This window comes from Streptomyces sp. NPDC017529 (assembly GCF_044329785.1).
In the GTDB taxonomy this organism is placed as follows: domain Bacteria; phylum Actinomycetota; class Actinomycetes; order Streptomycetales; family Streptomycetaceae; genus Streptomyces.
The window spans coordinates 122152-148421 of sequence record NZ_JBIRJY010000008.1; the positions used below are offsets into that span (position 1 = coordinate 122152).

The 26270-nt window shown below is 71.0% G+C and carries 24 protein-coding genes; 16 read left to right on the plus strand and 8 right to left on the minus strand.

The genetic code is table 11. From position 1 onward, the window contains the following. Window positions 1-38 precede the first annotated feature (38 nt). Both ACH4K4_RS21875 and ACH4K4_RS21880 read left to right on the plus strand, forming a co-directional pair. The gene (locus ACH4K4_RS21875; protein WP_398169344.1) at window positions 39-971 is read left to right on the plus strand and encodes a PRC and DUF2382 domain-containing protein; all 933 of its coding nucleotides are present in this window, start codon (window positions 39-41) and stop codon (window positions 969-971) included. 83 nt (window positions 972-1054) lie between these two features. Then, window positions 1055-1672, plus strand: coding sequence for a TetR/AcrR family transcriptional regulator (locus tag ACH4K4_RS21880; protein ID WP_398169346.1), 618 nt, complete (start codon window positions 1055-1057; stop codon window positions 1670-1672). A gap of 531 nt (window positions 1673-2203) precedes the next feature. Here the strand turns inward: ACH4K4_RS21880 and ACH4K4_RS21885 are convergent. Further along, window positions 2204-3487: a PucR family transcriptional regulator gene (locus ACH4K4_RS21885; protein ID WP_398169347.1), complete on the minus strand. Its 1284-nt coding sequence runs from the start codon at window positions 3485-3487 to the stop codon at window positions 2204-2206. Between the two features lie 265 nt (window positions 3488-3752). Between ACH4K4_RS21885 and ACH4K4_RS21890 the strand changes: the two genes are divergently transcribed. Next, window positions 3753-4679 (plus strand): proline dehydrogenase family protein, encoded by a 927-nt coding sequence (locus tag ACH4K4_RS21890; protein WP_398169349.1) that lies wholly within the window; start codon window positions 3753-3755, stop codon window positions 4677-4679. A 108-nt stretch (window positions 4680-4787) separates the two neighbouring features. Further along, entirely contained in the window at window positions 4788-6419 is a 1632-nt protein-coding gene (gene pruA / locus ACH4K4_RS21895) for an L-glutamate gamma-semialdehyde dehydrogenase (RefSeq protein ID WP_398169350.1), read from the plus strand. Between the two features lie 67 nt (window positions 6420-6486). Here pruA and ACH4K4_RS21900 read toward each other — a convergent pair whose 3' ends face one another. Further along, window positions 6487-7146 carry a Uma2 family endonuclease gene (locus ACH4K4_RS21900; protein WP_398169351.1) on the minus strand — a complete coding sequence of 220 codons (660 nt, stop codon included), beginning with the start codon at window positions 7144-7146 and terminating at the stop codon, window positions 6487-6489. 228 nt (window positions 7147-7374) lie between these two features. Beyond that, window positions 7375-7728 (minus strand): beta/gamma crystallin domain-containing protein, encoded by a 354-nt coding sequence (locus ACH4K4_RS21905; RefSeq protein ID WP_398169352.1) that lies wholly within the window; start codon window positions 7726-7728, stop codon window positions 7375-7377. Between the two features lie 520 nt (window positions 7729-8248). Between ACH4K4_RS21905 and ACH4K4_RS21910 the strand changes: the two genes are divergently transcribed. Next, on the plus strand, window positions 8249-8380 hold the full coding sequence (locus ACH4K4_RS21910; protein ID WP_398169354.1) for a hypothetical protein: 132 nt from the start codon (window positions 8249-8251) through the stop codon (window positions 8378-8380). A 53-nt stretch (window positions 8381-8433) separates the two neighbouring features. On the opposite strand, the gene ACH4K4_RS21915 is transcribed toward ACH4K4_RS21910, so the two are convergent. Next, on the minus strand, window positions 8434-9999 hold the full coding sequence (locus ACH4K4_RS21915) for a purple acid phosphatase family protein (protein WP_398169355.1): 1566 nt from the start codon (window positions 9997-9999) through the stop codon (window positions 8434-8436). Between the two features lie 129 nt (window positions 10000-10128). Between ACH4K4_RS21915 and ACH4K4_RS21920 the strand changes: the two genes are divergently transcribed. From ACH4K4_RS21920 to cimA, 7 genes are all read left to right on the plus strand, one after another. Then, window positions 10129-11169 (plus strand): 3-isopropylmalate dehydrogenase, encoded by a 1041-nt coding sequence (locus ACH4K4_RS21920; protein WP_398169357.1) that lies wholly within the window; start codon window positions 10129-10131, stop codon window positions 11167-11169. A 310-nt stretch (window positions 11170-11479) separates the two neighbouring features. After that, the gene (locus ACH4K4_RS21925; RefSeq protein ID WP_398169359.1) at window positions 11480-12565 is read left to right on the plus strand and encodes a branched-chain amino acid aminotransferase; all 1086 of its coding nucleotides are present in this window, start codon (window positions 11480-11482) and stop codon (window positions 12563-12565) included. 169 nt (window positions 12566-12734) lie between these two features. Continuing rightward, the gene (locus ACH4K4_RS21930; RefSeq protein WP_398169361.1) at window positions 12735-13784 is read left to right on the plus strand and encodes an agmatine/peptidylarginine deiminase; all 1050 of its coding nucleotides are present in this window, start codon (window positions 12735-12737) and stop codon (window positions 13782-13784) included. Between the two features lie 16 nt (window positions 13785-13800). Then, the gene (locus tag ACH4K4_RS21935) at window positions 13801-14421 is read left to right on the plus strand and encodes a TetR/AcrR family transcriptional regulator (protein ID WP_398169362.1); all 621 of its coding nucleotides are present in this window, start codon (window positions 13801-13803) and stop codon (window positions 14419-14421) included. A gap of 126 nt (window positions 14422-14547) precedes the next feature. After that, complete coding sequence (locus ACH4K4_RS21940) at window positions 14548-14886, plus strand: hypothetical protein (RefSeq protein WP_398169363.1); 339 nt, start codon at window positions 14548-14550, stop codon at window positions 14884-14886. Window positions 14887-14892: 6 nt separating this feature from the next. Then, entirely contained in the window at window positions 14893-16206 is a 1314-nt protein-coding gene (locus ACH4K4_RS21945; protein ID WP_398169365.1) for an MFS transporter, read from the plus strand. A 318-nt stretch (window positions 16207-16524) separates the two neighbouring features. After that, window positions 16525-18135 carry a citramalate synthase gene (gene cimA / locus ACH4K4_RS21950; RefSeq protein WP_398029071.1) on the plus strand — a complete coding sequence of 537 codons (1611 nt, stop codon included), beginning with the start codon at window positions 16525-16527 and terminating at the stop codon, window positions 18133-18135. A gap of 99 nt (window positions 18136-18234) precedes the next feature. Here cimA and ACH4K4_RS21955 read toward each other — a convergent pair whose 3' ends face one another. Next, entirely contained in the window at window positions 18235-18864 is a 630-nt protein-coding gene (locus tag ACH4K4_RS21955; protein ID WP_398169366.1) for a YceI family protein, read from the minus strand. 237 nt (window positions 18865-19101) lie between these two features. Here ACH4K4_RS21955 and ACH4K4_RS21960 point away from each other — a divergent pair, with 237 nt between their 5' ends. From ACH4K4_RS21960 to ACH4K4_RS21975, 4 genes are all read left to right on the plus strand, one after another. After that, window positions 19102-21537 carry a polysaccharide lyase 8 family protein gene (locus ACH4K4_RS21960; RefSeq protein ID WP_398169368.1) on the plus strand — a complete coding sequence of 812 codons (2436 nt, stop codon included), beginning with the start codon at window positions 19102-19104 and terminating at the stop codon, window positions 21535-21537. Between the two features lie 237 nt (window positions 21538-21774). Further along, window positions 21775-23358: an acyl-CoA carboxylase subunit beta gene (locus ACH4K4_RS21965; RefSeq protein ID WP_398169369.1), complete on the plus strand. Its 1584-nt coding sequence runs from the start codon at window positions 21775-21777 to the stop codon at window positions 23356-23358. A gap of 57 nt (window positions 23359-23415) precedes the next feature. Next, window positions 23416-23625 carry an acyl-CoA carboxylase epsilon subunit gene (locus ACH4K4_RS21970; protein ID WP_360131336.1) on the plus strand — a complete coding sequence of 70 codons (210 nt, stop codon included), beginning with the start codon at window positions 23416-23418 and terminating at the stop codon, window positions 23623-23625. A 238-nt stretch (window positions 23626-23863) separates the two neighbouring features. Beyond that, window positions 23864-24535: a DUF4360 domain-containing protein gene (locus ACH4K4_RS21975; RefSeq protein ID WP_398169371.1), complete on the plus strand. Its 672-nt coding sequence runs from the start codon at window positions 23864-23866 to the stop codon at window positions 24533-24535. A gap of 60 nt (window positions 24536-24595) precedes the next feature. Here ACH4K4_RS21975 and ACH4K4_RS21980 read toward each other — a convergent pair whose 3' ends face one another. The 3 genes from ACH4K4_RS21980 to ACH4K4_RS21990 all read right to left on the minus strand — a co-directional run bounded on the left by ACH4K4_RS21980 (window position 24596) and on the right by ACH4K4_RS21990 (window position 26270). After that, a complete protein-coding gene (locus ACH4K4_RS21980) occupies window positions 24596-25174 on the minus strand; it encodes an ATP/GTP-binding protein (protein ID WP_073447656.1) in 579 nt (192 codons plus the stop codon). Further along, the gene (locus ACH4K4_RS21985) at window positions 25155-25772 is read right to left on the minus strand and encodes a DUF742 domain-containing protein (RefSeq protein WP_398169372.1); all 618 of its coding nucleotides are present in this window, start codon (window positions 25770-25772) and stop codon (window positions 25155-25157) included. Before ACH4K4_RS21985 ends, ACH4K4_RS21980 begins: the two co-directional genes overlap by 20 nt. An 84-nt stretch (window positions 25773-25856) precedes the next feature. Continuing rightward, a complete protein-coding gene (locus ACH4K4_RS21990) occupies window positions 25857-26270 on the minus strand; it encodes a roadblock/LC7 domain-containing protein (RefSeq protein WP_018087204.1) in 414 nt (137 codons plus the stop codon).

Genomic DNA, 26270 nt, shown 5'->3' on the forward strand with positions numbered 1-26270 from the left:
GTGCCCCCTGCCGGCGCGTGCGGAAGGAGAAGGACGCCATGAACGCACCCCTGGGTGAGAACCCTAAGGATCTGACCGGTATGAACGTGGTCGACCCGGAGGGCACCAAGGTGGGCTCGGTCCAGCAGGTCTACCGGGACGACGCCACCAACGCCCCTGAGTGGATCACCGTGCGCACCGGTCTGTTCGGGATGAAGGAGACCTTCGTACCGCTCGCGGGAGGCCGGCGCGTGGGTGACGAACTACAGGTTCCGTACACCAAGGACCAGATCAAGGACGCCCCGCGGATCGACGCGGACGGCCACCTGGAACCGGCAGAGGAAGAACGCCTGTACCGCCACTACGGCATGTCGCGTCCGGGGACCGCGCCCACCGGCACCGTTCCGGGCCGCACGACCGGCGCGGGGATGGGGACCGCGGGCGCGGCCGGGATGGGCCGGCCCGAGGAGCGCAGGCGGACCGAGTCCGCGCCGCTGGCCGGCGCGGGGGCCGGCGCGATGGCCATGTCCCGCGGCCGGGGCGACGACGCCGCGCGCGCCAAGGAACAGAACCAGGAAATGCTCATCTCCGAGGAGCACGTGGAGCTCGGCACCGAGTCGCGCGAGAGCGGCCACGCCCGGCTGCGCAAGCACGTGGAGACCGAAGAGGTGCATCGCACCGTGCCCGTCAGCCACGACGAGGCGCGCATCAGGCGCGAGAAGATCACCGAAGAGGACCGCCGCAAGGGGCGGGCCCAGCAGCCGAAGCTCGGCGACGGCGAGGTCGACGTCACGCTCTACGAGGAGCAGGTCGTCGTCCGCAAGGAGAACGTGCCGGTGGAACGGATCCGGCTGGAGACCGAGCGGGTCACCGAACAGCAGGAGGTCAACACCGAAGTCCACCGCGAAGAGGTGGAGTTCGACGACGGCAAGGGCACCGGCAGGCGAGGCCGGCGCGACCGGGGCGGCCCCGGTCCCGAGCGGGGCCGGTAGCTCCGGCGCCGGCGGGCGCCCGTGGACGGCCGTACCGGACATCTGCCCGGTACGGCCGTTCCGCACGGGCATAGGCTGGCCGCATGGGACACCGTGAAGACCTGCTGGAAGGCGCCAAGCGCTGCCTGCTCGAAAAGGGGTACGCGCGCACCACCGCCCGCGACATCGTGGCCGCGTCCGGCGCCAACCTGGCTTCCATCGGCTACCACTACGGCTCGAAGGACGTGCTGATGCGCCAGGCATGGGTGGAGACCGTCGCGGAGTGGGGCGAGGGGTTCGCGGGAACGGGTGACGGGGGCGGGGACGGCGATCCCGTGGAGCGCTTCGCGGACACGTGGGACCGGATCCTGCGGCGGTTCACCGAACAGCGGGAGTTCGTGACCTCCCAGGTCGAGGTGCTCGGCCTGCTGCCCCGCGACCCCGAGCTGCGCGCGGCGCTGGCCGCGGTCCTGCCGGAGGGCGGCGAGGGCCTGGTCGCGGTCTTCGAAGGCGTACCGGACACCGAGGTCGACGCGGAGGCGGCACGCGTCGTCGGCTCCTTCTACCAGGCGCTGCTCACGGGCCTGATGGTGCAGTCGCTGATCACCCCCGAGTCGCTGCCCTCGGGCCGGGACCTGGTGGAGGCGATGCGCCGGGTGCTGTCCGGTGCGGTGCTCGGGCCGGGGCCGGGCCGTACGGACGGCGGTCCGGCCGCTTCCTGAGCGGGCTCCGCGCCCGTCGCCCCACTCCGCGCCCGTCCGCCCAGCTGGCCGAGAGAATTCGGTAATTGGCCGCTCCCTGTGCTTGTCCGGTCACCCCACCCGGTTCTACGCTCCCCATACGGACCTGGCAGCGGCCCAGCGGCCTGCCGTCCGGCCCGGATCTCCCAGACCTTGAGGTCGCCGAGCAGCCCGTCACCCACGATCGGCCGGAGATCCGCGCCACGCAGCGAACAGCGACTCCGGCCCCGCCCTTCCCGGCCCGACCTGCCGGGGGCCCTCCCGCGCGCCCTCGGCACGCCAGGAAGGGCGGCCAGTACCGGGCGCAGGGGAAGAGGAGCCCCGTCGTCCGGTAGCCGGTCGCCGCCGGTCCCGGTTCTTCTCCCGGCGGCGGCCGCATCCTCCCGCGGGCACCCCGTCGTCCGTCCCCGTGCCGACGCTTCGCGGACTTTCATCGTGCGTCCGGGCCCGTCGTCTGTCCAGTACTCAACAAACGGCTTTCGCGCGGCCGCCGGCGGTGGCGGCGGTACCGTTTCACAGGCGTGCCGTTTTCAGGGCCATGTGCAGCAGCAGCCGGTCGCCGCCCTCGTCCAGATCGAGCCCGGTGAGCTTCTCGACGCGGCCGAGCCGGTAGTAAAGCGTCTGGCGGTGGATGCCGAGCGCCTGGGCCGCGCGGCCCGCCTGGCCCGCGCAGTCGAGGAACACCTCGGCGGTGCGCGCGAGTTCGCTGTGCGCGGGGGCCAGCAGGGGGCGCACGGTCGCGTCCGGTTCGGCCGGCGGCAGACCTGTCAGCAGACGGTAGGAACCGATCGTGCTCCATTCGGCCACCGGGCCCAGCCGGGATTCCGCGCGCGCCGCACGGGCTGCGGCCAGCGCCTCCTGCCAGGCGGCGGGCAGCGCGGACAGCTCCCGCACCGGCATGCCGAGACCGGCGGCGCTCGGCAGCGTACGGGCCTCCGAGCCGGACGGCACCGGGCCGCCGCCCGCGCGCGGCGAGCGCAGCAGGTGCTCGGCCACTGTGTGTGCCGCGGCCAAGGAAGACGGCGAGCGCAGCCGTACGAGGGCGGCCAAGGACGGGGTGTCGGCGGTCGCGCGGTGCGGCGGGGCGGCGGCGGACGGGTCAGGGCCCGCGGCGTCGGCACCGTCGCCCGACCCGTTCGCGGCGGGCAGCGCGCAGGCGGCGAGCAGCCCCGGCAGGGTGGGCAGCGGCGCGTGATCCGTTTCCGGGACACCCCACGGCGTCACCGCCACCACCATCAGGGGCGCGTCCGCCGCGGACCGCAGCCCGTCACGCAGCGCGGCCGACGCGGCGGCTCGCTCCGCCGGCCGCGATACGAGCAACGCGCGCAGCAGGTCGCCCAGTTCGGCCCCGGAGCGGGCCTCCGCCGCCAGCAGGGCGCCGATCCCCGCCGCCGACTCCATCGCCTGCTCGATACGGGGGTCCGGTGGCGTTCCGCCACCGCCCAGCTCCAGGTCGGTCAGGTGCCCGTCGTCCAGCAGCCACACGTATCCGTGCACGATGCCGCGGTGGCGCACGGGCAGGCAGATACGGCCCTTGAAGACGCCGGCCGCCGGGTCGGGCGGGATGCGCAGCGCCGTCTTCGCGCGGGCGATGCCGAACGCCTCGAACCAGGCCCGTACCGCCGCCGTCGAGCGGCGCTGGAGGATCGACCGGGTCCGTACCGGGTCCATGACCAGGTCGTCGTCGCCCTCGTGCGCGCCGAAGGCGATCAGCCCGAAATCGCGGTCCTCCAGGGTCGCCGGGGCGGCGAGGGCGGCCGAGATCTCGTCCACGAGCTGTTGGTAATCGCCCCGCATGCGCCGCGTGGCTCCTTTCCGGTCGCACCCGGCGGCCCGACGGCCCCGGTGTCCGCGCGGTCACCGGTGCGGTTGGGCCCGCCGGTGCCGTTGTGGTCTTCCTCCATTCTCATACATCTGTCTGAGATGCCGGCCACGAAGGCCAGACAGCTGTCGATGGCCGCCGAGTAGCGAGATCCTTAAGTTTCAGGTGGCTCATCTTGCCGTCGCGCCCGCCTGCCAGGCGCCCGCCCGGCATTGTCATCTTGAATCGTGGAGGTGCCCCGTGCTGGGTCCCGTGCTTCTCGCAGCAGCCCGCAGCGACAGCATCCGCCGTATCGTCTCGGCCGCCCCGGTCACCCGCCCGGTCGTCGACCGGTTCGTGGCCGGCGAGCGGTTGGACGCGTCCATGGCCGCCGTGCGGTCCCTGGCGGACCGCGGTATGGAGGTCACCCTCGACCACCTGGGCGAGGACATCACCGACCCCGCCGAGGCGCTGCGCAACCGCGACGCCTACCTCCAGCTGACCGCCGCCCTCAATGACCTGGGCCTGGGCGAGCGCGCCGAGATGTCGGTCAAGCTCTCCGCCTTCGGGCAGGCGCTGCCCGGCGGCCACGAGCTGGCGCTGAAGAACGTCACGCCGGTCGTCGAGGCCGCCGCCGAGGCCGGCACGACGGTCACCCTGGACATGGAGGACCACACCACGGTCGACTCCACCCTGGCGATCCTCGGCGAGCTGCGCGCCCGCTTCCCGCAGACCGGCGCCGTGCTCCAGTCCTACCTCTTCCGCACCGAGGACGACTGCCACGCGCTCGCCGGGGAAGGCTCCCGCGTGCGCCTGGTCAAGGGCGCCTACAAGGAGCCCGCGACGGTCGCGTTCCAGGACAAGCGGGAGGTCGACAAGGCGTACGTACGCTGCTTGAAGATCCTGATGGCGGGCAAGGGCTACCCCATGATCGGGTCGCACGACCCGCGTATCGTGGCGATAGGCCAGGAGCTGGGCCGCCGCTTCGGCCGCAAGCCCGCCGAGTACGAGTTCCAGATGCTGTACGGCATCCGCGAGTCCGAGCAGCAGCGCCTGGTCGCGGAGGGCCACCGGATGCGTGTCTACATCCCGTACGGCACGGACTGGTACGGCTACTTCATGCGGCGCCTCGCCGAGCGCCCCGCCAACCTCGCGTTCTTCCTGCGCTCGCTCGTCACCAAGGGCTGAGCCGGGCGCCCGGCCACGGCCGGGCCGCACGCGCCGGACCGCCGCCCGCGGCCCGGCGCCCCACAACTTGACGCACCCGCACACCCCCGATCGAAGGAGACGGCCGACATGGACGCCGTGACCCACGTCCCCGCCCCGTACAACGAGCCGGTGCACGGCTACGCCCCCGGTTCCCCGGAGCGCGCCCGCCTGGAGGCCAAGCTCAAGGAGCTGGCCGAGAACCCCATCGACCTGCCGATGACCATCAACGGTGAGAAGCGGATGGGCGGCGGCGAGCGCTTCGACGTCGTGCAGCCGCACAACCACAAGGCGGTCATCGGCACGTACGCCAACGCCACCCGCCAGGACGCCCAGGACGCCATCGACGCCGCCCTGGCCGCCGCCCCGGCCTGGCGCGCCATGTCCTTCGACGACCGCGCCGCGATCCTGCTGAAGGCCGCGGACCTGCTGTCCGGCCCGTGGCGCGAGACCATCGCCGCCTCCACGATGCTCGGCCAGTCCAAGACCGCCCAGCAGGCCGAGATCGACGCGCCCTGCGAGCTGGTGGACTTCTGGCGCTTCAACGTCCACTTCGCGCGCGAGCTGCTCCAGGAGCAGCCGCCCGTCCAGCCGAACGGCGTCTGGAACCGCCTGGACCACCGCCCGCTGGAGGGCTTCGTCTACGCGATCACGCCCTTCAACTTCACCGCCATCGCCGGCAACCTGCCGACCGCGCCCGCCCTGATGGGCAACGTCGTGGTCTGGAAGCCGTCGCCCACGCAGACCCACTCCGCGATCCTGCTCATGCAGCTCCTGGAGGAGGCCGGCCTGCCCAAGGGCGTCATCAACCTGGTCACCGGTGACGGCAAGGAGGTCTCCGAGGTCGCGCTGCCGCACCCGGACCTGGCCGGCGTCCACTTCACCGGCTCCACCGCCACCTTCCAGTACCTGTGGAAGTCGGTCGGCGAGAACATCACCAACTACCGGTCCTACCCGCGCCTGGTCGGCGAGACCGGCGGCAAGGACTTCATCGTCGCCCACCCGACCGCCGACCCGGCGATCCTGAAGACCGCCATCACCCGCGGCGCGTTCGAGTACCAGGGCCAGAAGTGCTCCGCGGCCTCCCGCGCCTACATCGCCCGCTCCATCTGGGACAACGGCTTCAAGGACGACCTGGTCGCCGAGGTCGAGGGTCTGACGATGGGCGACGTCACCGACCTGTCGAACTTCGTCGGCGCCGTCATCGACGACCGCTCCTTCGCCAAGAACAAGGCCGCGATCGACCGCGCCAAGCAGGACCCGACCTGCGAGATCGTCGCGGGCGGCACGTACGACGACTCGGTCGGCTACTTCGTGCGCCCGACCGTGATCGCCTGCTCGGACCCGGAGAACGAGGTCTTCAAGACCGAGTACTTCGGCCCGATCATCGCCGTCCACGTCTACGAGGACGCCGACTTCGACGCGATGCTGGAGCAGATGGAGTCCGCCTCGGCGTACGCCCTGACCGGCGCCGTCCTCGCCCAGGACCGCCAGGTCCTCGTCGCGGCGTCCGAGAAGCTCCGCTTCGCGGCCGGCAACTTCTACCTCAACGACCGCCCCACCGGCTCCATCGTCGGCCAGCAGCCCTTCGGCGGCGGCCGCGCCTCGGGCACCAACGACAAGGCGGGCTCCAAGTTCAACCTGCTCCGCTGGATGTCGCCCCGCGCCATCAAGGAGACGATGGTCGCCCCCACGGACTACCGCTACCCCCACATGGGCTGACGCGCCGGCGGCACCATGCGGACGGCCCGGCGCCCCTTCGGTGGGGTGCCGGGCCGTCGGCGTGGAGTCAGCCGCTGCGTGGCGGGCCGGTGATCGCCTCCCCGATGACGAAGCCCTTGGCGGGGCCTTCGGGGATGGTGACGTCGGTGCCGTAGGGGACGCGGGCCTCGGCCCTGTAGTCCGCCTTGTCCGGGACCGGGGAGGTGAAGACGGTGACGGTGCCGCCGTCGTTGTGGGCGTCGACGAGGACGTAGACGGGGATACCGGCGCGGGCGTAGGCGCGGCGCTTGCGGACGCGGTCGCGAGTGGTGCTGTCGTGGCCGGGAGAGACGATCTCCATGACGAGCGGGACCCCGCGGGCGTCGATGCCCAGGCCGTTGTCCGTGAGGAATTCGTCGTCGTCCCGGGGGGCGACGAGACCGTCCGGGATGAAGACCTTGCGGCCGTGCAGGACGTTCATGTCATTGCAGACGGTGTAGTCGCTGCTCTGTTCCCGGAGGTAGAGGAGAAGCTCCTCCCGCAGCCTGTTGCTGGTCCTTGCGTGGTTGTGACAACCAGTCGGCGACACCTCGATGAACCCCTCGACGATCTCGGCGTGATAGCCCTCGGGGAGTTTCATGGCTTCCCACGCCCGCCACAGGACCTCGTCCAGGTCTGGCCTGAGTGCCCCCTGGTCGGTCGGTTCGGAATCGACGCCGCAAGGGGCCTCGTGGGCAAGAGCGGTCATGACGTAGCACCTCCTCCTCAAGTGTGGGCGCGCCCGGCCCCGTGGCACAAGCGACGCCATCACGCTACGGAGGCGTGTCACCCACCGTGGCAGATCGTCTGACGATCACCCGGACGGGCAGCCGCCGGCCACCCGGCGAATTCCGGCACCCGCCCGAAAAGTGATAGCGCCCCGGAATGGCCAGAGTCAGAAAAAATGGCCGTTCCGGGGCGCCGGGCCGTCAAGGTGTCACAGAATTTCGATGGAATTCACCTTGGGCGGGCGGTTCGGGAAGGAAATCTCGGTCCAGCGGTTGACCCGCACCGAATCGCCGTTGGCGTCGTAGTAGATCAGGTCGTTGTTGCCCGTGGAGATCTTGTCGACCCACCACCCGCCGAAGTCGGTCCGCCCGCGGTTGGCGTAGCAGTCCACGCTCTGGCGGCCGCCGCTGTGCGACCAGATCTTCAGGAAGTTCTCGCCGCCGCGGCACTCGACCTTGTCGATCGCGAAGGCGTTGCCCGTCGGCATGGCCATGGTGAACGCGGCGGCCGCGGCGAATGCCACGGCGACGGAACGTCCGACCCTCTTCTTCTTGGAAATCACGGGGGTTCTCCTTAATTCGAATGTCGAACCGGGAGGGCACGCGGCAACCGGCTAAGGCTGCCTCGTGCTGACAAAAAGACGATCCTGTAAAGCCGCTGTAGGTGGCAATCTTCTTCGGTGCCCCAGGCTAAAATTCGACCACGAATGTCCGGATCGGCTCTATGTTGACAGATTGGGCGGTTTAGGCCCCGCGTTCGCCGGTCGCGGCCTTCGTCGCGCGGTGACCCCTTCGCCCCCGGACGTACCCCGGTCCGCCGGCCTCGGTCGATCACTCGAACATGCACCTCAGGCCAGGGCCTGTCTCAGATAGTAGGAAGGCCAAGTAATTGTGCAGACAGCACGGCGATGCTGGCTTAGCTTTGTAGGAGCCGAACGTTCCGCTCGATCGAGCGGCGGCGGGTGCGGCCCGGTGTGTGCGCGCAGGTGATCCCTGCTGATGCCGCGGCCCCCGCGTCTGTCGGCCGTTTCCGGAAGGACGCTTCCGTTCATCTTCTCGGGGCTTTGGCATTGGAGGCGCATCATGACCAAGACCGCTGTCCGCAGGATCCGTCACTCCGCCCGTAAGACCAACGAAGCCGACCGCAAGAACGCCGCGGCGGCGCTCCAGCGGGCGCTCGACCGCCGGGACAACGGCGGCTCGACCGGGCACTGAGCCCGGGAGCCGTCCGGCGAGCGGCGGGCGCGGATGCGCCCGCCCCGTCCGCGTCAGCGACGCCGGGTGACCTCGAAGCGGTCGATGCTCTCGCCCGACTCGGCGAGGGCCGTCACCTTCATCCGGGGCCGGTGGCCCGGCAGCACCTCGACCGCGATGAAGGAGTAGCCGGTGTAGCGGACCCGCGACCACTGCACGGCTTCCTTGACCTTCACCTTGCCCTCGGCCCAGTGGTACGTGTCCACGTGGTCGAGGTCCCGGACGTGGCCCTCGTAGCTGTCGGGCACCGGGAAGTCGTACAGCGACTTGCCCGCGCCGCCGGCCGTCACGTACACGATGCCCTCGCGCGAGGAGTCCACCGTCTCGCCGATGGGCACCTTCTTCGAGACCCGGCCGCCCTTGAGGGCGTCGGTCCGCTCGTAGACGTGGTTGTGGCCGTTGACCACCAGGTCCACCTGGTGCTTCTCGAAGAGCGGCAGCCAGGCGTCGCGCACTCCGCCTTCGGAGGCGTGCGAGTTGGTGGTGGAGAAGGCGCAGTGGTGGAAGAAGACGACGATGAAGTCGATGTCCCGGGCGGCGCGCAGCTCGCCCAGCTTCCGGTCCAGCCACTTCGTCTGCTTGCCGTCGGTCACGCCGAGATTGGCGGGGATCTCGTACGAGACGTCGTTGGCGTCGAGCGCGACGACGGCGACGTTGCCGTACGTGAAGGAGTAGACGCCCGGTGCCTGCTCGGCGTCCGGGCCGTTCTCCGGCAGGCTCCAGCGGGCGCGCTGGCCGCCGTACCCGTTGGGGGAGTACCAGGCTTCCATGTCGTGGTTGCCGGTGGTCACCATCCACGGCACGGTCTTGGCCACCGTCTCGGTCTGCGCGAGGAACTGGTCCCACTGGCGCGCGTCGTAGGTGTCCTGGTCGGTTCCGGTGCCGTTCGGGTCGGCGTAGCAGATGTCGCCGGCGTGCAGGTGGAAGGACGGGTTCTGGCCCAGGATGAGCTGGTCGTTGGCGAGCGCGTGGTAGCTGACGCCCTGGTCGCCGAAGGCGGTGAAGACGAAGCGTTCGGCGCGGGCCGGTGCGGTGCGGAAGGTGCCGAGGGTGCCGAAGTGCCGGGAGTCGGCGGGGTCGAAGCCGGCGTGGCCGACGCCGTAGTAGTACGTGGTGCCAGGGCGCAGGCCGTCGAGCGCCGCGTGCAGGTAGTACTGGTCCACCGCGGGCAGCTTCTTGCTCAGCGCGGGCGTGTGCAGCTCCCGTACCTCGGCCTGGATCTTCCGGCTCAGGTCCCAGGGCCGCAGCCCCACCCGAAGGAACGGCCGTTTGACCGCGAACGGCACCTGCCACGAGACGCGCATCTGGTGCCTGGGGTCCGCGCCGAAGGCCAGGTGCCGGCCGAACGGCGCGACCAGCGAGCCGTGCACGGCGCCGGTGGCGGGGGAGGAGAGCAGGGTGGGGGAGGCGGCCTGGGCCGGACCCGCCAGCAGGCCGCCGCCCGCGACGGCGCCGGCGGTCGCGGCGGAGGTGCGCAGCAGTCCGCGGCGGGTCAGTTTCGTACGGAGGTACTCGTGCTGCTCGGGCATGCTCATCCGGCTCGCGAGCGGTTCGGGAATGCCCACGCGTGGTGTGTCCATGGAGCGCAACGTCGCATTCCTGTTCGTCGGGCCGGGGCCCTGCGGGTGAACGGCAGGTGTCCGCCTGCTCATGTGTCCGTATGCCGGACGGTACGTGTCAAGAAATGGGACGGAGAGTAGGGTCCAGCCATGTCTCGCAGCATTCGCCTCGCAGTGATCCCCGGTGACGGTATCGGCCAGGAGGTCGTGGCCCAAGGACTGAAGGTCCTCGGCGCGGTCCTCCCGCAGGACGTCAAGCTGGAAACCACGGAGTACGACCTCGGCGCCAGGCGATGGCACGCCACCGGCGAAACCCTGCCGGACGCGGAGCTGGAGTCCCTCAAGGACCACGACGCCATCCTGCTCGGGGCGATCGGCGACCCGTCGGTGCCGTCCGGCGTCCTGGAGCGCGGTCTGCTGCTCAAGCTGCGTTTCGCCTTCGACCACTACGTCAACCTGCGCCCCTCCAAGCTCTTCCCGAACACCGCGACGCCGCTCGCGGGCCGTCCCGACATCGACTTCGTCGTCGTCCGCGAGGGCACCGAGGGCCCCTACACGGGCAACGGCGGCAGCCTGCGCACCGGCACCCCGCACGAGGTCGCCACCGAGGTCAGCCTGAACACCGCGTACGGCGTGGAGCGGGTGGTCAGGGACGCGTACGAGCGGGCCGACGCGCGGCCGCGCAAGAAGCTGACGCTGGTGCACAAGAACAACGTCCTGGTGCACGCCGGCCACATGTGGAAGAAGATCTTCGACAAGGTCGGCGAGGAGTACCCCGAGGTCACCACCGACTACCTGCACGTCGACGCCGCGACGATCTTCTTCGTCACCCAGCCCGAGCGCTTCGACGTGATCGTCACCGACAACCTCTTCGGCGACATCCTCACCGACCTCGCCGCGGCCGTGACCGGCGGCATCGGCCTGGCCGCCTCCGGGAACATCAACCCCACCGGCGCCTTCCCGTCCATGTTCGAGCCGGTGCACGGCTCCGCGCCGGACATCGCGGGCACCGGCAAGGCCGACCCCACGGCCACCGTCCTGTCCGTCGCCCTCCTGCTGCGCCACCTCGGTTACGACGCCGAGGCGGCCCGTATCGAGGAGGCCGTCGCCGCCGACCTCGCGGCGCGGGACGAGGCCACCCGCACCACCGGCGAGATCGGCGACGCGCTCGCCACGCGAGTAGCCGGCTGAGGCCCGCCGCTCGGCACGCGAACACGCGCGACCGACAGCGCCGGGCCGTTCCCGCCCGGCGCTGTACGGCATTCTCACGACTGTGCTACCGCCGGGTTGGGTGCGACCATCGACCCCTGGCAGCCGCACACGGGTCCGCCTTCGGAACCAAGGCGTCCGCTCTCCGGGCACCACGGCATTTCCGTCCCCGCGCGTACGGGAGCGATAATCGAACGTGGAGCCGCTGTACGAGGGGAATCCCGGATGTCCTGTACCGACAAGGACTTCGTGAGCGCGGCCCCACAACCTCACCGGTGAAGGACACGCACTCATGACGACGCCCACGATCGAGCTCAAGCCCTCCTCGCACCCGCTCTCCGATGCGGAGCGGGAGCGGATCCTGGCCAGCCCCGGCTTCGGCCGTTACTTCACCGACCACATGGTGACGATCAAGTGGACGGAGGGCCGCGGCTGGCACGACGCCCAGCTGGTTCCGTACGCCCCGCTGTCCATGGACCCGGCCAACATGACGCTGCACTACGCGCAGACGATCTTCGAGGGCCTCAAGGCGTACCGCCAGCCCGACGGCACCGTCGCCACCTTCCGCCCGGACGCCAACGCCAGGCGCTTCCAGGCGTCGGCCCGCCGCCTCGGCATGCCCGAGCTGCCCGTCGAGACCTTCGTCGAAGCCTGCGACGCCCTCGTCAAGCAGGACAAGAACTGGGTGCCCGCCACCGGTGAAGAATCGCTTTACCTGCGTCCCTTCATGATCGCGTCCGAGGTCGGCCTGGGCGTCAGGCCCGCCAACGAGTACCTCTTCATCGTGATCGCCTCGCCCGCCGGCGCCTACTTCTCCGGCGGCGTGCAGCCGGTCTCGGTCTGGCTCTCCCAGGAGTACGTGCGCGCCGTGCGCGGGGGCACCGGCGCCGCCAAGACCGGCGGCAACTACGCCGCTTCCCTCGTCGCCCAGGCCCAGGCCGCCCAGCACGGCTGCGACCAGGTCGTGTGGCTGGACGCGATCGAGCGCCGCTGGATCGAGGAGATGGGCGGCATGAACCTGTACTTCGTGTACGGGAACAAGATCGTCACCCCGGAGCTGTCCGGCTCCCTGCTCCCCGGCATCACCCGCGACTCCCTCCTGAAGATCGCCGCCGACCTGGGCTACGAGTCCGCCGAGGGCCGCATCTCCGTCGAGGACTGGCGGGCCGCCACCGAGGACGGTTCGCTGACCGAGGTCTTCGCCTGCGGCACCGCCGCCGTCATCACCCCCGTCGGCTCCGTGAAGTCCGAAGCCGCCAACTGGACCGTCGGCGACGGCAAGCCCGGCGAGGTCACCATGAAGCTCCGCAAGGCCCTCCTGGACCTCCAGACCGGCGTCACCCCCGACACCCACGGCTGGATGCACCCCCTGGGCTGATCCACGACCTGCCTCCGAAAACGGCCGTCCGGCTCCCTGCCGGGCGGCCGTTTCGTATGTCCGCGTAGTTGAGTGCCACTCAAAGTATCCGACGAGGTTTCTCGTTCAATGGTTCTCCCATGCCGTATGTGGAGTTAGAGTGACGCACTAAACGACCCCGGAGGAACCCATGACGACCCCCGCCGCCGACGGCTTCCGTATGCCTGCCGAGTGGGAGCCGCACGAGCGGACCTGGATGGCCTGGCCGGGGCCCAACGCCACCTTCGGCGAGGAAGGCGGCGAGGTGCTGGCGCGGGCCCGGGAGGCCTGGGCCGCCGTCGCCCGGACCGTGCGCCGGTTCGAGCCGGTCACGGTCGTGGCGGGGACCGGGCAGGGGGACGGGGCGCGGCGGCTGCTCGGGCCGGGCGCCGAGGTCGTCGAGCGGCCGCTGGACGACGCGTGGATGCGGGACATCGGGCCGACGTTCCTGACGGACGGGACCGGACGGCTGGCCGCCGCCGACTGGGTGTTCAACGGGTGGGGCGGCCAGGACTGGGCCCGCTGGGAGCGGGATGCGGAGATCGGCGGGTACGTGGCCGGGCTGGCCGGGGCCCGTACGTACCGGTCGTCGCTGGTGAACGAGGGCGGCGGACTGCACGTGGACGGCGAGGGGACGGTCCTGCTGACGGAGACCGTGCAGCTCGACCCCGGGCGCAATCCGGGCCGTACCCGCGAGGAGGTCGAGACGGAGATCCATGCCTGCCTCGGCACCACGAAGGCGATCTGGCTGCCGCGCGGACTGACCGCCGACTACGGGCGGTTCGGCACCCGCGGGCACGTGGACATCGTCGCGGCGTTCGCCCGGCCCGGCGTCGTCGTCGCGCACACCCAGCCCGACCCGGTCCACCCCGACCACGAGGTGTGCGAGGAGATCGCCGGGCTGCTGCGCTCCGCGACGGACGCGCGCGGCCGGCGGCTGGAGGTGGTCGAGGTGCCCGCGCCGGCCGTCGCCGAGGCGGACGGCGAGCCGGTGGACTACTCGTACATCAACCACTACCTGTGCAACGGCGGCGTGGTGCTGTGCGGGTTCGGCGACCCGCGCGACGAACAGGCCGCGGAGATCTTCCGGCGGCTGTTCCCCGGGCGGACGGTCACGCTCGTCGACGCCCGTACGATCTTCGCAGCGGGTGGCGGCATCCACTGCATCACCCAGCAGCAGCCCAAGGTGGGCACCGTGTGACGATCTGGAGGTTCCCGTGCCCGGACCGGCCCGCCGACCCCGGCAGCGGCTCACCCGGCCCCGCGAGCAGGTCCTCGCCGCGGCCATGGCCACCATCGCCGAAGCGGGCCTGGACCGGCTGACCATGGCCGGGCTGGGCCGCGAGGTCGGCATGAGCAGCGGGCACATCCTCTACTACTTCGGCACGAAGGACGAGTTGCTGCTCCAGACCCTCCAATGGAGCGAGGAGCAACTGGGCGCCCGGCGCCGGGCCGAGCTGGCCCGCCGCGTACCGGCCCGCGAACGGCTCGACGCGCTGGCCGGGCTGTACCTCCCCGAGGGGCGCCGCGACCCGCGCTGGACGCTGTGGCTGGAGGTGTGGAACCGCTCGCAGTACGCGGACGACGCGGCCCGCGAGCGTCAGCTCGACCTGGAACTGGCCTGGCACCGCGACCTGGTGGCGCTGCTGGCCGAGGGCGCCTCGAAGGGCGAGCTGCGGCCGGTGGACGCGGAGCGGTTCGCCACCCGTACGCGGGCGCTGCTGGACGGGTTCGGCACACACCTCGTCGTCGGCCTCCCTGGGTTGGACCGGGGGCAGGCGCTGCGGCACGTGGGGGAGTTCCTGGACGAGGCGCTGCTGCCCGCGACGGGGGAGTGACGGCCGGCCATGTACGTCCGGCGTGCGGCCCGGGTTGTACGGAAAAGAGCGCATTGACCCTGTCGCCGCTGATGCGGTGGTATCCCCTGGCGCTCCGGCGCAGGGCCGACGGCCGCTATGTCGCCTATGCGGGTACGCAGGGCGCCGTCCCGCCGGAGAAGGAGGAGCTGGGCCGACATCCGCCTCCACGACCGGCGCACCGGCGAGCAGCTGCAGATCGACACCACCGCCGACGGCCTGCCCGCCACCTCCGGCTCCACCGACCCGCTGCTCAGTGCCGACGGCCGCACGGCCGTCTTCGAGTCGCGCCTCGACGACGTGGTCGCGGGTGACACCAACCACGAGACCGACGTGTTCCTGCGGCACGTCCGCTGCGGGAGCCGCCGCACGCATACGCCGCAGGTAACGAAGCGTGATCGTTGCTCGCCGTGCCCTTGCCGCGGCGGGCCGCGTCGGCGACCGTGATCCGTCATGGGACGAGAGCAGTGGAAGAAAATCTGGGTCGGCTCGGCCGGCAACATGGTCGAGTGGTTCGACTGGTTCGTGTACGCCAGCTTCGCGGTGTACTTCGCCGACTCCTTCTTCCCGAAGGGCAACGACACCGCGAACCTCATGAACACCATGGGCATCTTCGCGGTCGGCTTCTTCATGCGGCCGGTGGGCGGCTGGCTGCTCGGCCGGGTCGGTGACCGCCAGGGCCGCAAGGCCGCGCTGACCCTCACCGTCACGCTCATGTCCGCCTCGGCCATCCTGATCGCCGTCGCGCCGACCTACGCGGTGGCCGGGTACGGCGGCGTCGCGGTGCTGCTCATCGCCCGCATGCTGCAAGGGCTCTCGGTCGGCGGCGAGTACGCGGCCAGCGCGACCTACCTGACCGAGGCGTCCGCGCCCGGCCGGCGCGGCTTCGCCTCCAGCTTCCAGTACGTGTCCATGACCGCGGGCCAGCTCCTCGGACTCGGCCTCCAGATCGTCCTCCAGCGCACCATGTCCGAGGAGGCGCTGCACAGCTGGGCCTGGCGCATCCCGTTCATCATCGGCGCGCTCGGCGCGGCCATCGTCTTCTACCTGCGGCGCAACATGCTGGAGACGGAGGTGTACGCGCAGGACGACAGCGCGCACAGCGACCCGGCGCGCGGCACGGTCAAGGCGCTGTGGGCCCACAAGCGCGAGGCGTTCCTCGTCATAGCCCTCACCATGGGCGGCACCGTCGCGTACTACACGTACACGACCTATCTCACCAAGTACCTCTCCGGCAGCGCCGGGATGGCCAAGCCGACCGCCTCGCTGGTCAGCTTCTGCGCGCTGTTCGTCTTCATGTGCATCCAGCCGCTGGCGGGCCGGCTCTCCGACCGCATCGGCCGCCGCCCGCTGCTGATCACCTTCGCGGTGGGCTCGACCTTCCTGACCGTGCCGATCATGACCCTCCTCCAGCACGCGGGCAGCTTCTGGCCCGCGCTCGGCCTCTCGCTGCTGGCGCTGCTCGTCGTCACCGGCTACACCTCGATCAACGCGTGCGTGAAGGCGGAACTCTTCCCCACCGGCATCCGCGCCCTCGGCGTCGCCCTCCCGTACGCCATCGCCAACGCCCTTTTCGGCGGCACGGCCGAGTACGTGGCCCTGTGGTTCAAGAAGGGCGGCATGGAGTCCGGCTACTACTGGTACGTGGCCGGTTGCGCGGCCGTCTCCCTGATTGTCTACATCACGATGCGTGAGACGAAGACGATCGACCTCAACCGGGTCAAGCCGGCCGAGGAGACGCACGTTTCCAGCCCGTCCGGAGTCTGAGGGCACCGTGCGGGCCGCCCCCGGTGGCCCGCACTGTGAGACGTCCGCCCGCCTCTCGGAGGCTTATGGCAAACTGCCACCCATGCTCTCGTTCGCCATGATTATTGGCAGCAGGCGCGCCGGTCCGCAGTGACCACCCGTACGTACCGCGTACGGCGTGGTCGCCGTCGTCCCAGACCCGCGCGCAGACCTCTCGCATCCGCGAGGGGTTTTTTCGTTTCCGGCCCACCCAGCACCGGCGGCGAAGCGCGAGGGCCACGAGGGGGCGGTGGAACCGGTTATTCCGGTAAACCGAGACCCGACAGGAGCCAGACCAGCATGACGGACGCACCCGAACCCTCCTTGCCCGACGACTTCCACGTCTTCGACACGACGCTGCGCGACGGGGCCCAGCGCGAGGGCATCAACCTGACCGTCGCCGACAAGCTGACGATCGCCCGGCACCTGGACGACTTCGGCGTGGGCTTCATCGAGGGCGGCTGGCCCGGCGCCAACCCCCGGGACACCGAGTTCTTCGAGCGGGCCCGTACGGAGATCGACTTCCGGCACGCCCGGCTGGTCGCGTTCGGCGCCACCCGCAAGGCGGGCGTACGGGTCGAGGACGACCCGCAGGTCGCGGCCCTGCTGGAGTCGCAGGCCCCGGTCGTCACGCTGGTCGCCAAGTCGCACGTGCGGCACGTGGAGCTGGCGCTGCGCACCACGCCGGAGGAGAACCTCGCGATGGTGCGGGACACCGTCGCCTACCTGCGCGAGCAGGGCCGCCGGGTCTTCCTGGACTGCGAGCACTTCTTCGACGGCTACGCCCTCGACGCGGACTACGCCAAGCAGGTCGTACGGACCGCGAGCGAGGCCGGCGCCGACGTCGTGGTGCTCTGCGACACCAACGGCGGCATGCTGCCCGCGCAGATCACGGCCGTGGTGCGGACGGTACTCGCGGACACCGGCGCCCGCCTGGGCATCCACGCCCAGGACGACACCGGCTGCGCCGTGGCCAACACCCTCGCCGCGGTGGACGCGGGCGCCACGCACGTGCAGTGCACCGCCAACGGCTACGGCGAGCGGGTCGGCAACTCCAACCTCTTCCCCGTCGTGGCCGCCCTGGAGCTGAAGTACGGGCGCCGGGTGCTGCCCGCGGGCAAGCTGGCCGAGACCACCCGCGTCTCGCACGCCATCGCCGAGGTCGTCAACCTCACGCCGTCCACGCACCAGCCGTACGTCGGCGTCTCCGCCTTCGCGCACAAGGCCGGGCTGCACGCCTCCGCGATCAAGGTCGATCCCGACCTGTACCAGCACATCGACCCGGCCCTGGTCGGCAACACCATGCGGATGCTGGTCTCCGACATGGCGGGCCGCGCCTCGATCGAGCTCAAGGGCAAGGAGCTGGGCTTCGACCTGAGCGGCGACCGGGAGCTGGTCGGCCGGGTGGTGGAGCGGGTCAAGGAGCGCGAGCTGGCGGGGTACACGTACGAGGCCGCCGACGCCTCCTTCGAGCTGCTGCTGCGCGAGGAGGTGGAGGGCAAGCCGCGCCGGTACTTCCAGGTGGAGTCCTGGCGGGCGATCGTCGAGGACCGGCCGGACGGCACGCACGCCAACGAGGCGACGGTGAAGCTGTGGGCCAAGGGTGAGCGGCTGGTGGCCACCGCCGAGGGCAACGGCCCGGTCAACGCGCTGGACCGGGCGCTGCGCGTCGGCCTGGAGCGGATCTACCCGGAGCTGGCCGGGCTGGAGCTGGTGGACTACAAGGTCCGTATCCTGGAGGGCCGTATGGGCACCGGCTCGATCACCCGCGTGCTGGTCTCCACGAGTGACGGGCAGGGCGAGTGGTCCACGGTCGGCGTCGCCGAGAACGTCATCGCGGCCTCCTGGCAGGCCCTGGACGACGCGTACGCGTACGGCCTGATGCGGGCCGGGGTCGAGCCGCAGGAGTAGCCGCCGGGCGCGGAAGAGGACCGCGGCCCCGTACCGGTCTCCTTGGGGGAGGAGCCGGTGCGGGGCCGCGGGGTGCGGGGCGGGAGGCGCCGCCGGGGTTCAGGCGGCCTTGACCGCGGAGATGTCGAAGGTGAGCCTGACCTTGTCGCTGACCATCACGCCGCCGGCCTCCAGCGCCGCGTTCCAGGTCAGGCCCCAGTCGGAGCGCAGGATCTCGGCGCTGCCCTCGAAGCCGACGCGCTCGGCGCCGTACACGTCGGTGGCCGCGCCCTGGAACTCCAGGTCGACGGTGAGCGGACGGGTGACGTCCTTGATCGTCAGGTCGCCGGTGACGCGGTAGGTGCCGGCGTCCACCTGCCCGGCGGCGGTGGAGCGGAACGTCATCAGCGGGAAGGCGTCGCTGTCGAAGAAGTCGGTGCCGCGCAGGTGGGCGTCGCGGTCGGCGATGCCGGTGTCCACGGAGGCGGTCTCGACGTCCAGGGCGGCGGTGGAGCGGGCCGGGTCGCTGCCGTCCAGGTGCAGCCTGCCCTCGTAGGCGCCGAAGGAGCCGCGGACGTTGGTGACCATGGCGTGCCGGACGGTGAAGCCGATCCGGCTGTGGGCCGGGTCGATCGTGTAGTCGCCGGTCAGCGCGGCGAGTGCCGGGTCCGCTTCGAGAACGGCGGTGGCACGGGTGGTGGCGCGGCCGGCGTCGGCGGTGGTGCTGCGCTTGCGGTGGAACAGAGCCATGGCTCCTCCTCGAAGACGGGGCGGGCGAGAGGTTTGTTTAACCTTCAACGAGATCGAGCGTAGCGCTATCTAGTTCAAGTTTCAACATTTGGGGTACGGGGGAGAGATGGACGCGGGTGTCCCGTGGGCGGACATGTCATGGGCATTGTCGGGGTGCGGTGGCCCGTGCTAGACCGTCGGACACCGGTCAACCAGGCTGTATCCGTACGCAGTTGACGTTCACGGAGAGGAGGGACCGTGCCGCCTTCCCCCGTCTGGTCCCGACGCGGATTCCTCGGCCGCTCCGGCGCGGGAGCCCTCGGACTGGCGCTGGCACCCGCGCTCGCCGGGCCCGCGCACGCCGCCGACGACCCGTACGAGACCCTGCGCCGCCGCTGGCTGGGCATCCAGCTCGGCACCGGCTTCGACCCCGGCGCCGCGCCGTACGCCGCCCGCCTCCAGGAGACCGGCGAGCTGGCCCGCGGCTTCCGCGCCGCCATGCGCCCGGACGCCGGCTCGCTCTGGCCCGACAGCCCCTTCGACCCGCCCGCCGGCATCACCCGCAGCTACAGCCGGCTCGCCACCATGGCCCAGGCGTACGCCCAGCCCGGCACCGGCCTGACCGGCGACACCGGCCTGGCCGCCGACGCCGTCCGGGGCCTGGACCACGTGCACGACACGGTCTACCACTCCGGCACGACCCGCTACGGCAACTGGTGGGAGTGGCAGATCGGCAGCCCCCGGCTCCTCCTGGACACCGTCGCGGTCCTCTACGAGCAGCTCGGCGCCGACCGGCGGGCCCGGTATCTGGCCGCCGTCGACCACTTCGTCCCGGACGCCATGCTCGGCGACTACAGCGGCACCAGCACCGGCGCCAACCGCGTCGACCTGTGCCGCGTCGTCGCGCTGCGCGGCATCCTCGGCCGCGCCCCGGCGAAGATCGCGCTGGCCCGCGACGCCCTCTCGCCGGTCTTCCCGTACGTCACCGCGGGCGACGGCCTTTATGCCGACGGCTCCTTCATCCAGCACACCTGGGTCGCCTACTCGGGGACCTACGGCTTCGTCCTCCTCGACGGCCTCGGCCGCCTCTTCACCCTGCTCGGCGGGTCCGAGTGGGCCGTCACCGACCCCGCACGCCGGATCATCTTCGACAGCGTGGAACACGCCTACGCGCCCCTGCTGTACAACGGCCTGATGATGGACAGCGTCAACGGGCGCGCCATCAGCCGGGGCTACCTGCGCGCCGACGAGCGCCGGGTGCTGCGCGGTGACCACTTCCACGGTCACGCGCTGGTCGCCGCCGTGGCCCTGCTGGGGGAGGGGGCCGGGGCCGAGGCGAGGGAGCGCTGGCAGGCGCTGGTCAGGGGCTGGATCCGGCGCGACACGAGCCACCCGGTGCTCGCCGACCGGCAGTTCGACGTCGCCGACCTCGCGCGACTGAAGGCGATCGCCGACGACGGCGGCCCGGTCGCACCCGAGCCCGTCGGCCACCGGCTCTTCCCGGCCATGGACCGGGCCGTGCACCGCCGCCCCGGCTGGGCCGCGGGACTGGCCATGGCCTCGCGCCGCATCACGTACTACGAGAACGGCAACGGCGAGAACCCGCGCGGCTGGCACACCGGCGCCGGGATGCTCTACTGGTGGGGCCGCGACTTCGGCGGCGACCAGTACACCGACGCGTTCTGGCCCACCGTCGACCCGTACCGGCTGCCCGGCACGACCGTGTCCGCCAAGCGGCTGGCCGACAACGAGGGCGGCGGCTGGGGCGCGCCCAAGCCCGCGGCGACGTGGGTCGGCGGGACCACGGACGGCGAGTTCGCCGCCATCGGGCAGGACGTACGCGGCCTGTCCGCCACCCTGCGCGCCAAGAAGTCGTGGTTCTGCGTCGCGGACTGCGTCATCTGCCTCGGCGCCGGCATCACCTCCCGGGACGGCGTGCCCGCCGAGACGATCGTGGACAACCGCAACCTCGGCGCGTCGGGGACACACGTGCTGACCGTCGACGGCGTACGGCAGCCCGCGGCACCCGGCAGGCCGCTGTCGTTCCCGCGCGCCCGCTGGATGCACCTGGCGGGGCACGGCGGGTACGTCTTCCCCCGCCTGCCCGGCGCGGGCAAAGGGCCGGTCCCGCGCGCGCTGCGCGACACCCGTACCGGCTCGTGGAGCGACATCAACACCGGCGGCTCACCCGACCCGTACACCCGCCGCTACCTGACCCTCTGGTTCGACCACGGCACCGACCCGGAGGACGCCGCGTACGCGTACCTGCTGATGCCCGGCGCGGGCCCGCGCGCCCTCGCCGCCCGTGCCGCCGACCGCCACTGGCTGACCGTTCCGGCCAATTCCGGCGCCCGGCAGGCCGTCGCCGTCCCCTCGCTCGGCCTGGTCGCCGCCAACTTCTGGCAGGCCGGTTCGGCGGGCGGCCTGGCCGTCACGGCGCCCGCCAGCGTCCTGGTGCGCGAACGGCGGCAGCGGGCCGCGTACGGGCACCGGGGCGGCCCGATCGCGTCACTGTGTGTCGCCGAGCCACCGCGTACAGGGGTACCGTTCGAGGTCTTCTGGGACCGCCCGGCGCGGGCCGTGCTCACCGCCGACCCCGCCATCGAGGTCCTGGAGACCGCTCCGTCCCTGCGGCTGCGGGTCACCCCCGGAACCGCCTGCACCACGCACACCTGCACGGTTGCCCCGCGCTGACGCTCCCGCCCGGTCGGCCACGCCGTGCCGGCGTCCGGCCGACCGGTGGACTACCACAACGTCACACCGGCGCGTTTTGTCGGGCTCATACATACCGCCGGGGGTGCCTCGCGTGCCCGGGACCCCCGGCGGGGGCCGCGTACAGGCTGCTTCTGTCTTGCCTGCCCACCAAATCGCTTCCGACGTTGTACGAAACCGACATCGGTTCTGGAGGGTCCGGCCACGTACCGTCGATACATGACCACTGTCGAAGATGCGCCCGCCGAGGCGAACGACGCCCGCGGGCGGGTCGCCGAGCTGCATGCCATCCGTGAGCAGGCCCGGCGAGGCCCGAGTGAGCGGGCTACCGAGGCCCAGCGTGCGAAGGGCAAGCTGACCGCCCGTGAGCGGATCGACCTTCTCCTGGACGAGGGGTCGTTCAACGAGGTGGAGCCGTTGCGGCGGCATCGGGCGACGGGGTTCGGGCTGGAGGCGAAGAAGCCTTACACCGATGGTGTGATCACCGGGTGGGGGACGGTGCACGGGCGGACGGTGTTCGTCTATGCGCACGATTTCCGGATCTTTGGTGGGGCGCTGGGCGAGGCGCACGCCACGAAGATCCACAAGATTATGGACATGGCGATCTCGGCGGGGGCGCCGCTGGTGTCGTTGAACGACGGGGCCGGTGCCCGGATCCAGGAGGGTGTCTCGGCGCTGGCCGGTTACGGCGGCATCTTCCAGCGCAACACCAGGGCGTCGGGGGTGATCCCGCAGATCTCGGTGATGCTGGGCCCGTGTGCGGGCGGTGCGGCCTACAGTCCGGCGCTGACGGACTTCGTGTTCATGGTCCGGGAGACGTCGCAGATGTTCATCACCGGCCCGGACGTGGTGCGTGCGGTGACCGGTGAGGAGATTTCCCAGAACGGGCTGGGGGGTGCGGATGTGCACGCCGAGACGTCGGGGGTGTGCCATTTCGCCTACGACGACGAGGCCACCTGCCTTGAGGAGGTCCGCTACCTGCTGTCCCTGCTGCCGGCCAACAATCGGGAGAATCCGCCGTCGGTGGTGTGTGACGATCCCGCCGACCGCTGCGGGGACGCGCTGTTGGATGTGGTGCCGGCGGACGGCAACCGGCCCTATGACATGCGTGCGGTGATCGAGGAGCTGGTCGACGACGGCGAGTTCCTGGAGGTCCACGAGCGCTGGGCGACCAACATCATCGTGGCGTTGGCGCGGTTGGACGGCGAGGTGGTGGGGTTGATCGCCAACCAGCCGCAGTCGCTGGCGGGGGTGCTGGACATCGAGGCCTCGGAAAAGGCCGCCCGGTTCGTGCAGATGTGCGACGCGTTCAACATCCCGATCGTCACGCTGCTGGACGTGCCGGGCTTTTTGCCCGGGGTGGACCAGGAGCACGGTGGCATCATCCGGCACGGCGCCAAGCTGCTGTACGCGTACTGCAACGCGACGGTGCCGCGGATCTCGGTGGTGCTGCGCAAGGCGTACGGGGGTGCGTACATCGTGATGGATTCGCAGTCGATCGGTGCGGATCTGACGTATGCGTGGCCGACGAACGAGATCGCGGTGATGGGTGCGGAGGGTGCGGCCAATGTCATCTTCCGTAAGCAGATCGCGGAGGCGGACGATCCGGAGGCGATGCGGACGCGGATGGTCAAGGAGTACAAGTCCGAGCTGATGCATCCCTACTACGCGGCCGAACGGGGGCTGGTCGACGACGTCATCGACCCCGCCGAGACCCGCCAGGTGCTCATCCGCTCCCTGGACATGCTCCGCAACAAGCACGCCGACCTGCCCGCCCGCAAGCACGGCAACCCACCCCAGTAACCGGCGAGCAGCGCCGACCACCCACCGACCGGACCTTCCGCAGACCGGAGAAACGACGTGACCACTCCCGTTCAGACCAGCCCCATCCGCGTGGAGAAGGGCGATGCCAGCGAGGAAGAGCTGGCGGCGCTGACCGCCGTCCTGCTCGCCCGCGCCGCCCACCGGCCGGCCGCCGCCGTCCCGGGCCGCCGGAGCGCCACCACCGCCCGCTGGCGCCGCCTGGAGCGCCAGCACGGCTTCCAGAGCGCGGGCAGCTGGCAGCGCTGAGTCGCTCCGTCACCGCGGGGGCCCGGTACTCGTACGAGTACCGGGCCCCCGCGCTTTCTTCGTGTACCGCACACAGTTCCTGCGGCGGCCGAAACAAGGCGTAGGTTCGCACCGACTCTCGGGGCGACAGGTGTGCATTCCGTGATCCACGTGCTGGCATGCGCTCGTCATTCCACTCCCGGCGTCCCCGTACCGCCGAAGCCGGGAGCGGATCCCAGCACGACCGGAAGGAATGCCCATGTTCCGCACACTGGGTGCCGGTGCCGCCGCGGCATCGCTCGCGCTCCTCGCCGGGTCGGCGTCCCCCGCCTCCGCACAGGCCGCCCGGTACGGCGAAGAGGCGCCGCCGACGGGCCAGATCACCATCACGGTCGCCACCGTCAACGGGTCGGGCTGCCGGCCCGGCAGCGCCGCGGTCGCCGTCTCGCCCGACAACACGGCGTTCACCGTGACGTACAGCGAATACCTCGCCCAGGCGGGCAAGGACTCCAGACCCACGGACTCCCGCAAGAACTGCCAGATCGCGCTGCGCGTGCACGTCCCCCAGGGCTTCACCTACGCCATCGCCAAGGCCGACTACCGCGGCTACGCCCAGCTCGCGCCCGGCGCCGTGGGCCTGGAGCAGGCGGGCTACTACTTCCAGGGCAGCTCGCAGACCAACCGCGCGAGCCACCGCTTCACCGGCCCGTACGACGCCAACTGGCAGACCTCGGACGAGACGGCCATCGACGCGCTGGTCTACGCCCCCTGCGGCGAGCAGCGCTACTTCAACATCAACACCGAGCTGCGGGTGGACGCCAAGGGCTCCGACCCGAAGCTCACCAGCTTCATGGCGATGGACTCCACCGACGGCAGCATCAACACCAAGTACCACTTCGCATGGAAGCAGTGCCCCAAGCCGGGGGCGTGACGGTACGGCTGCGGGCCCCGCGCACCTCGTGTGCGCGGGGCCCGTGCGTGCCGTGCCGGCTCAGCGGAGGCGGGCCATCAGGGCGTGCTCGACCAGGGTGATCAGGGCGCTCTTGGCCTCGCTGCGGTGGCGGGCGTCGGTGGTGATGATGGGGGCGTCGGGGCCGATCTGGAGGGCTTCGCGTACCTCGTCGGGGGTGTACGGCTGGTGGCCGTCGAAGCCGTTGAGGGCGATGACGAAGGGCAGGCCGCTGTTCTCGAAGTAGTCGACCGCGGGGAAGCAGTCGGCGAGCCGGCGGGTGTCCACGAGCACGACGGCGCCGATGGCGCCGCGTACCAGGTCGTCCCACATGAACCAGAACCGGTCCTGGCCAGGCGTACCGAAGAGGTACAGGATCAGGTCCTGGTCCAGGGTGATGCGGCCGAAGTCCATGGCCACCGTGGTGGTGGTCTTGTCCGGAGCGTGCGTGAGGTCGTCGATGCCGGCCGACGCCGAGGTCATCACGGCTTCGGTGCGCAGCGGGTTGATCTCTGAGACGGCCCCGACGAACGTGGTCTTGCCCACGCCGAAGCCGCCCGCCACCACGATCTTCGCGGAGGTGGTGGAGCGGGCTGCACCGCTAGAGCTTGCGAAGTCCACTGAGCACCCTTTCGAGCAGTGTCACATCTGGCTGTCCGCCGGCGGTCTCGTCCCCGCCGGGCTGATGGATGGCGACGAGCCCGGCCTCCGCCAGGTCGGCGACGAGGATTCGGGCGACGCCGAGGGGGATGGAGAGGAGGGCCGAGATCTCGGCCACTGACTTGATCTCGCGGCAGAGGTGGCAGATGCGCTGGTGCTCCGGCAGTTGGCCCTGCAGCCTGGCGGGGTCGGCGGTCGTGCTGACCAGCGCCTCGATGGCGAGCTGGTAGCGCGGCCTGGTCCGGCCTCCGGTCATGGCGTACGGACGCACGAGCGGGTTGCTCGTGCCCCCGGCGGGGCCCGACGGCGCGCGCCGCTGGGGCTGCACCGGCTGGATGCGGGGCGCCCGCGGCTGTTCGTACCCCGACGGCTCGTACGGCTGCCGGGAGTCGTACGGCTGCCGCTGCTGGTACGGCTGCTGGGGCTGCTGCGGCTGTGGTGGCCGCTGCTGCCGACGGCTGGGCGCGGAGGGAAAGTTGAAGCGGTTGTGATGGGTGTCGCCCTGGGACTCGGACTGCTGTCCGGGTCCGTACGGGTATCCGCTCGGGGGCGTTGCCACGTTTCCTCCTCCAACTTGCCATTCTGACGCCGGTCGCGCCACCGCACCCTATGGCGCGGTGGCGAGAAACGCACTGCCTGTCTGTTAGTTGAGAAGGCTGCCCTGCAGTTCGGCGCGCAGGTCGGGCGTCAGCACGGTGCCCGCGCGGTCGACCAGCAGGGCCATCTCGTAACCGACGAGGCCGATGTCGCACTCGGGGTGCGCCAGTACGGCCAGCGACGATCCGTCCGAGACGGACATGATGAAGAGGAAGCCGCGCTCCATCTCCACCACGGTCTGGTTGACGCTCCCGCCTTCGAAGATGCGGGAGGCGCCGGAGGTCAGCGAGGTGAGGCCGGAGGCCACCGCCGCCAACTGATCGGCTCTGTCCCGAGGGAAGCCCTCGGACATGGCGAGGAGGAGACCGTCCGCGGAGACCACGACCGTGTGGGACACACCGGGGGTGTTGTCCACGAAGTTGGTGATCAACCAGTTCAGGTTCTGCGCCGCCTGGCTCAT

Bases quoted from the DNA above. Each gene is read 5' to 3' on its own strand.
- ACH4K4_RS21975 (WP_398169371.1), top strand. From the start codon at position 23,864: ATGTTCCGCACACTGGGTGCCGGTGCCGCCGCGGCATCGCTCGCGCTC.
- pruA (WP_398169350.1), top strand. From the start codon at position 4,788: ATGGACGCCGTGACCCACGTCCCCGCCCCGTACAACGAGCCGGTGCAC.
- ACH4K4_RS21945 (WP_398169365.1), top strand. From the start codon at position 14,893: ATGGGACGAGAGCAGTGGAAGAAAATCTGGGTCGGCTCGGCCGGCAAC.
- ACH4K4_RS21940 (WP_398169363.1), top strand. From the start codon at position 14,548: ATGCGGGTACGCAGGGCGCCGTCCCGCCGGAGAAGGAGGAGCTGGGCC.
- ACH4K4_RS21900 (WP_398169351.1), bottom strand. From the start codon at position 7,146: ATGACCGCTCTTGCCCACGAGGCCCCTTGCGGCGTCGATTCCGAACCG.
- ACH4K4_RS21965 (WP_398169369.1), top strand. From the start codon at position 21,775: ATGACCACTGTCGAAGATGCGCCCGCCGAGGCGAACGACGCCCGCGGG.
- ACH4K4_RS21920 (WP_398169357.1), top strand. From the start codon at position 10,129: ATGTCTCGCAGCATTCGCCTCGCAGTGATCCCCGGTGACGGTATCGGC.
- ACH4K4_RS21880 (WP_398169346.1), top strand. From the start codon at position 1,055: ATGGGACACCGTGAAGACCTGCTGGAAGGCGCCAAGCGCTGCCTGCTC.
- ACH4K4_RS21875 (WP_398169344.1), top strand. From the start codon at position 39: ATGAACGCACCCCTGGGTGAGAACCCTAAGGATCTGACCGGTATGAAC.
- ACH4K4_RS21990 (WP_018087204.1), bottom strand. From the start codon at position 26,270: ATGAGCCAGGCGGCGCAGAACCTGAACTGGTTGATCACCAACTTCGTG.
- ACH4K4_RS21925 (WP_398169359.1), top strand. From the start codon at position 11,480: ATGACGACGCCCACGATCGAGCTCAAGCCCTCCTCGCACCCGCTCTCC.
- ACH4K4_RS21955 (WP_398169366.1), bottom strand. From the start codon at position 18,864: ATGGCTCTGTTCCACCGCAAGCGCAGCACCACCGCCGACGCCGGCCGC.
- ACH4K4_RS21885 (WP_398169347.1), bottom strand. From the start codon at position 3,487: ATGCGGGGCGATTACCAACAGCTCGTGGACGAGATCTCGGCCGCCCTC.
- ACH4K4_RS21910 (WP_398169354.1), top strand. From the start codon at position 8,249: ATGACCAAGACCGCTGTCCGCAGGATCCGTCACTCCGCCCGTAAGACC.
- ACH4K4_RS21915 (WP_398169355.1), bottom strand. From the start codon at position 9,999: ATGGACACACCACGCGTGGGCATTCCCGAACCGCTCGCGAGCCGGATG.
- ACH4K4_RS21930 (WP_398169361.1), top strand. From the start codon at position 12,735: ATGACGACCCCCGCCGCCGACGGCTTCCGTATGCCTGCCGAGTGGGAG.
- cimA (WP_398029071.1), top strand. From the start codon at position 16,525: ATGACGGACGCACCCGAACCCTCCTTGCCCGACGACTTCCACGTCTTC.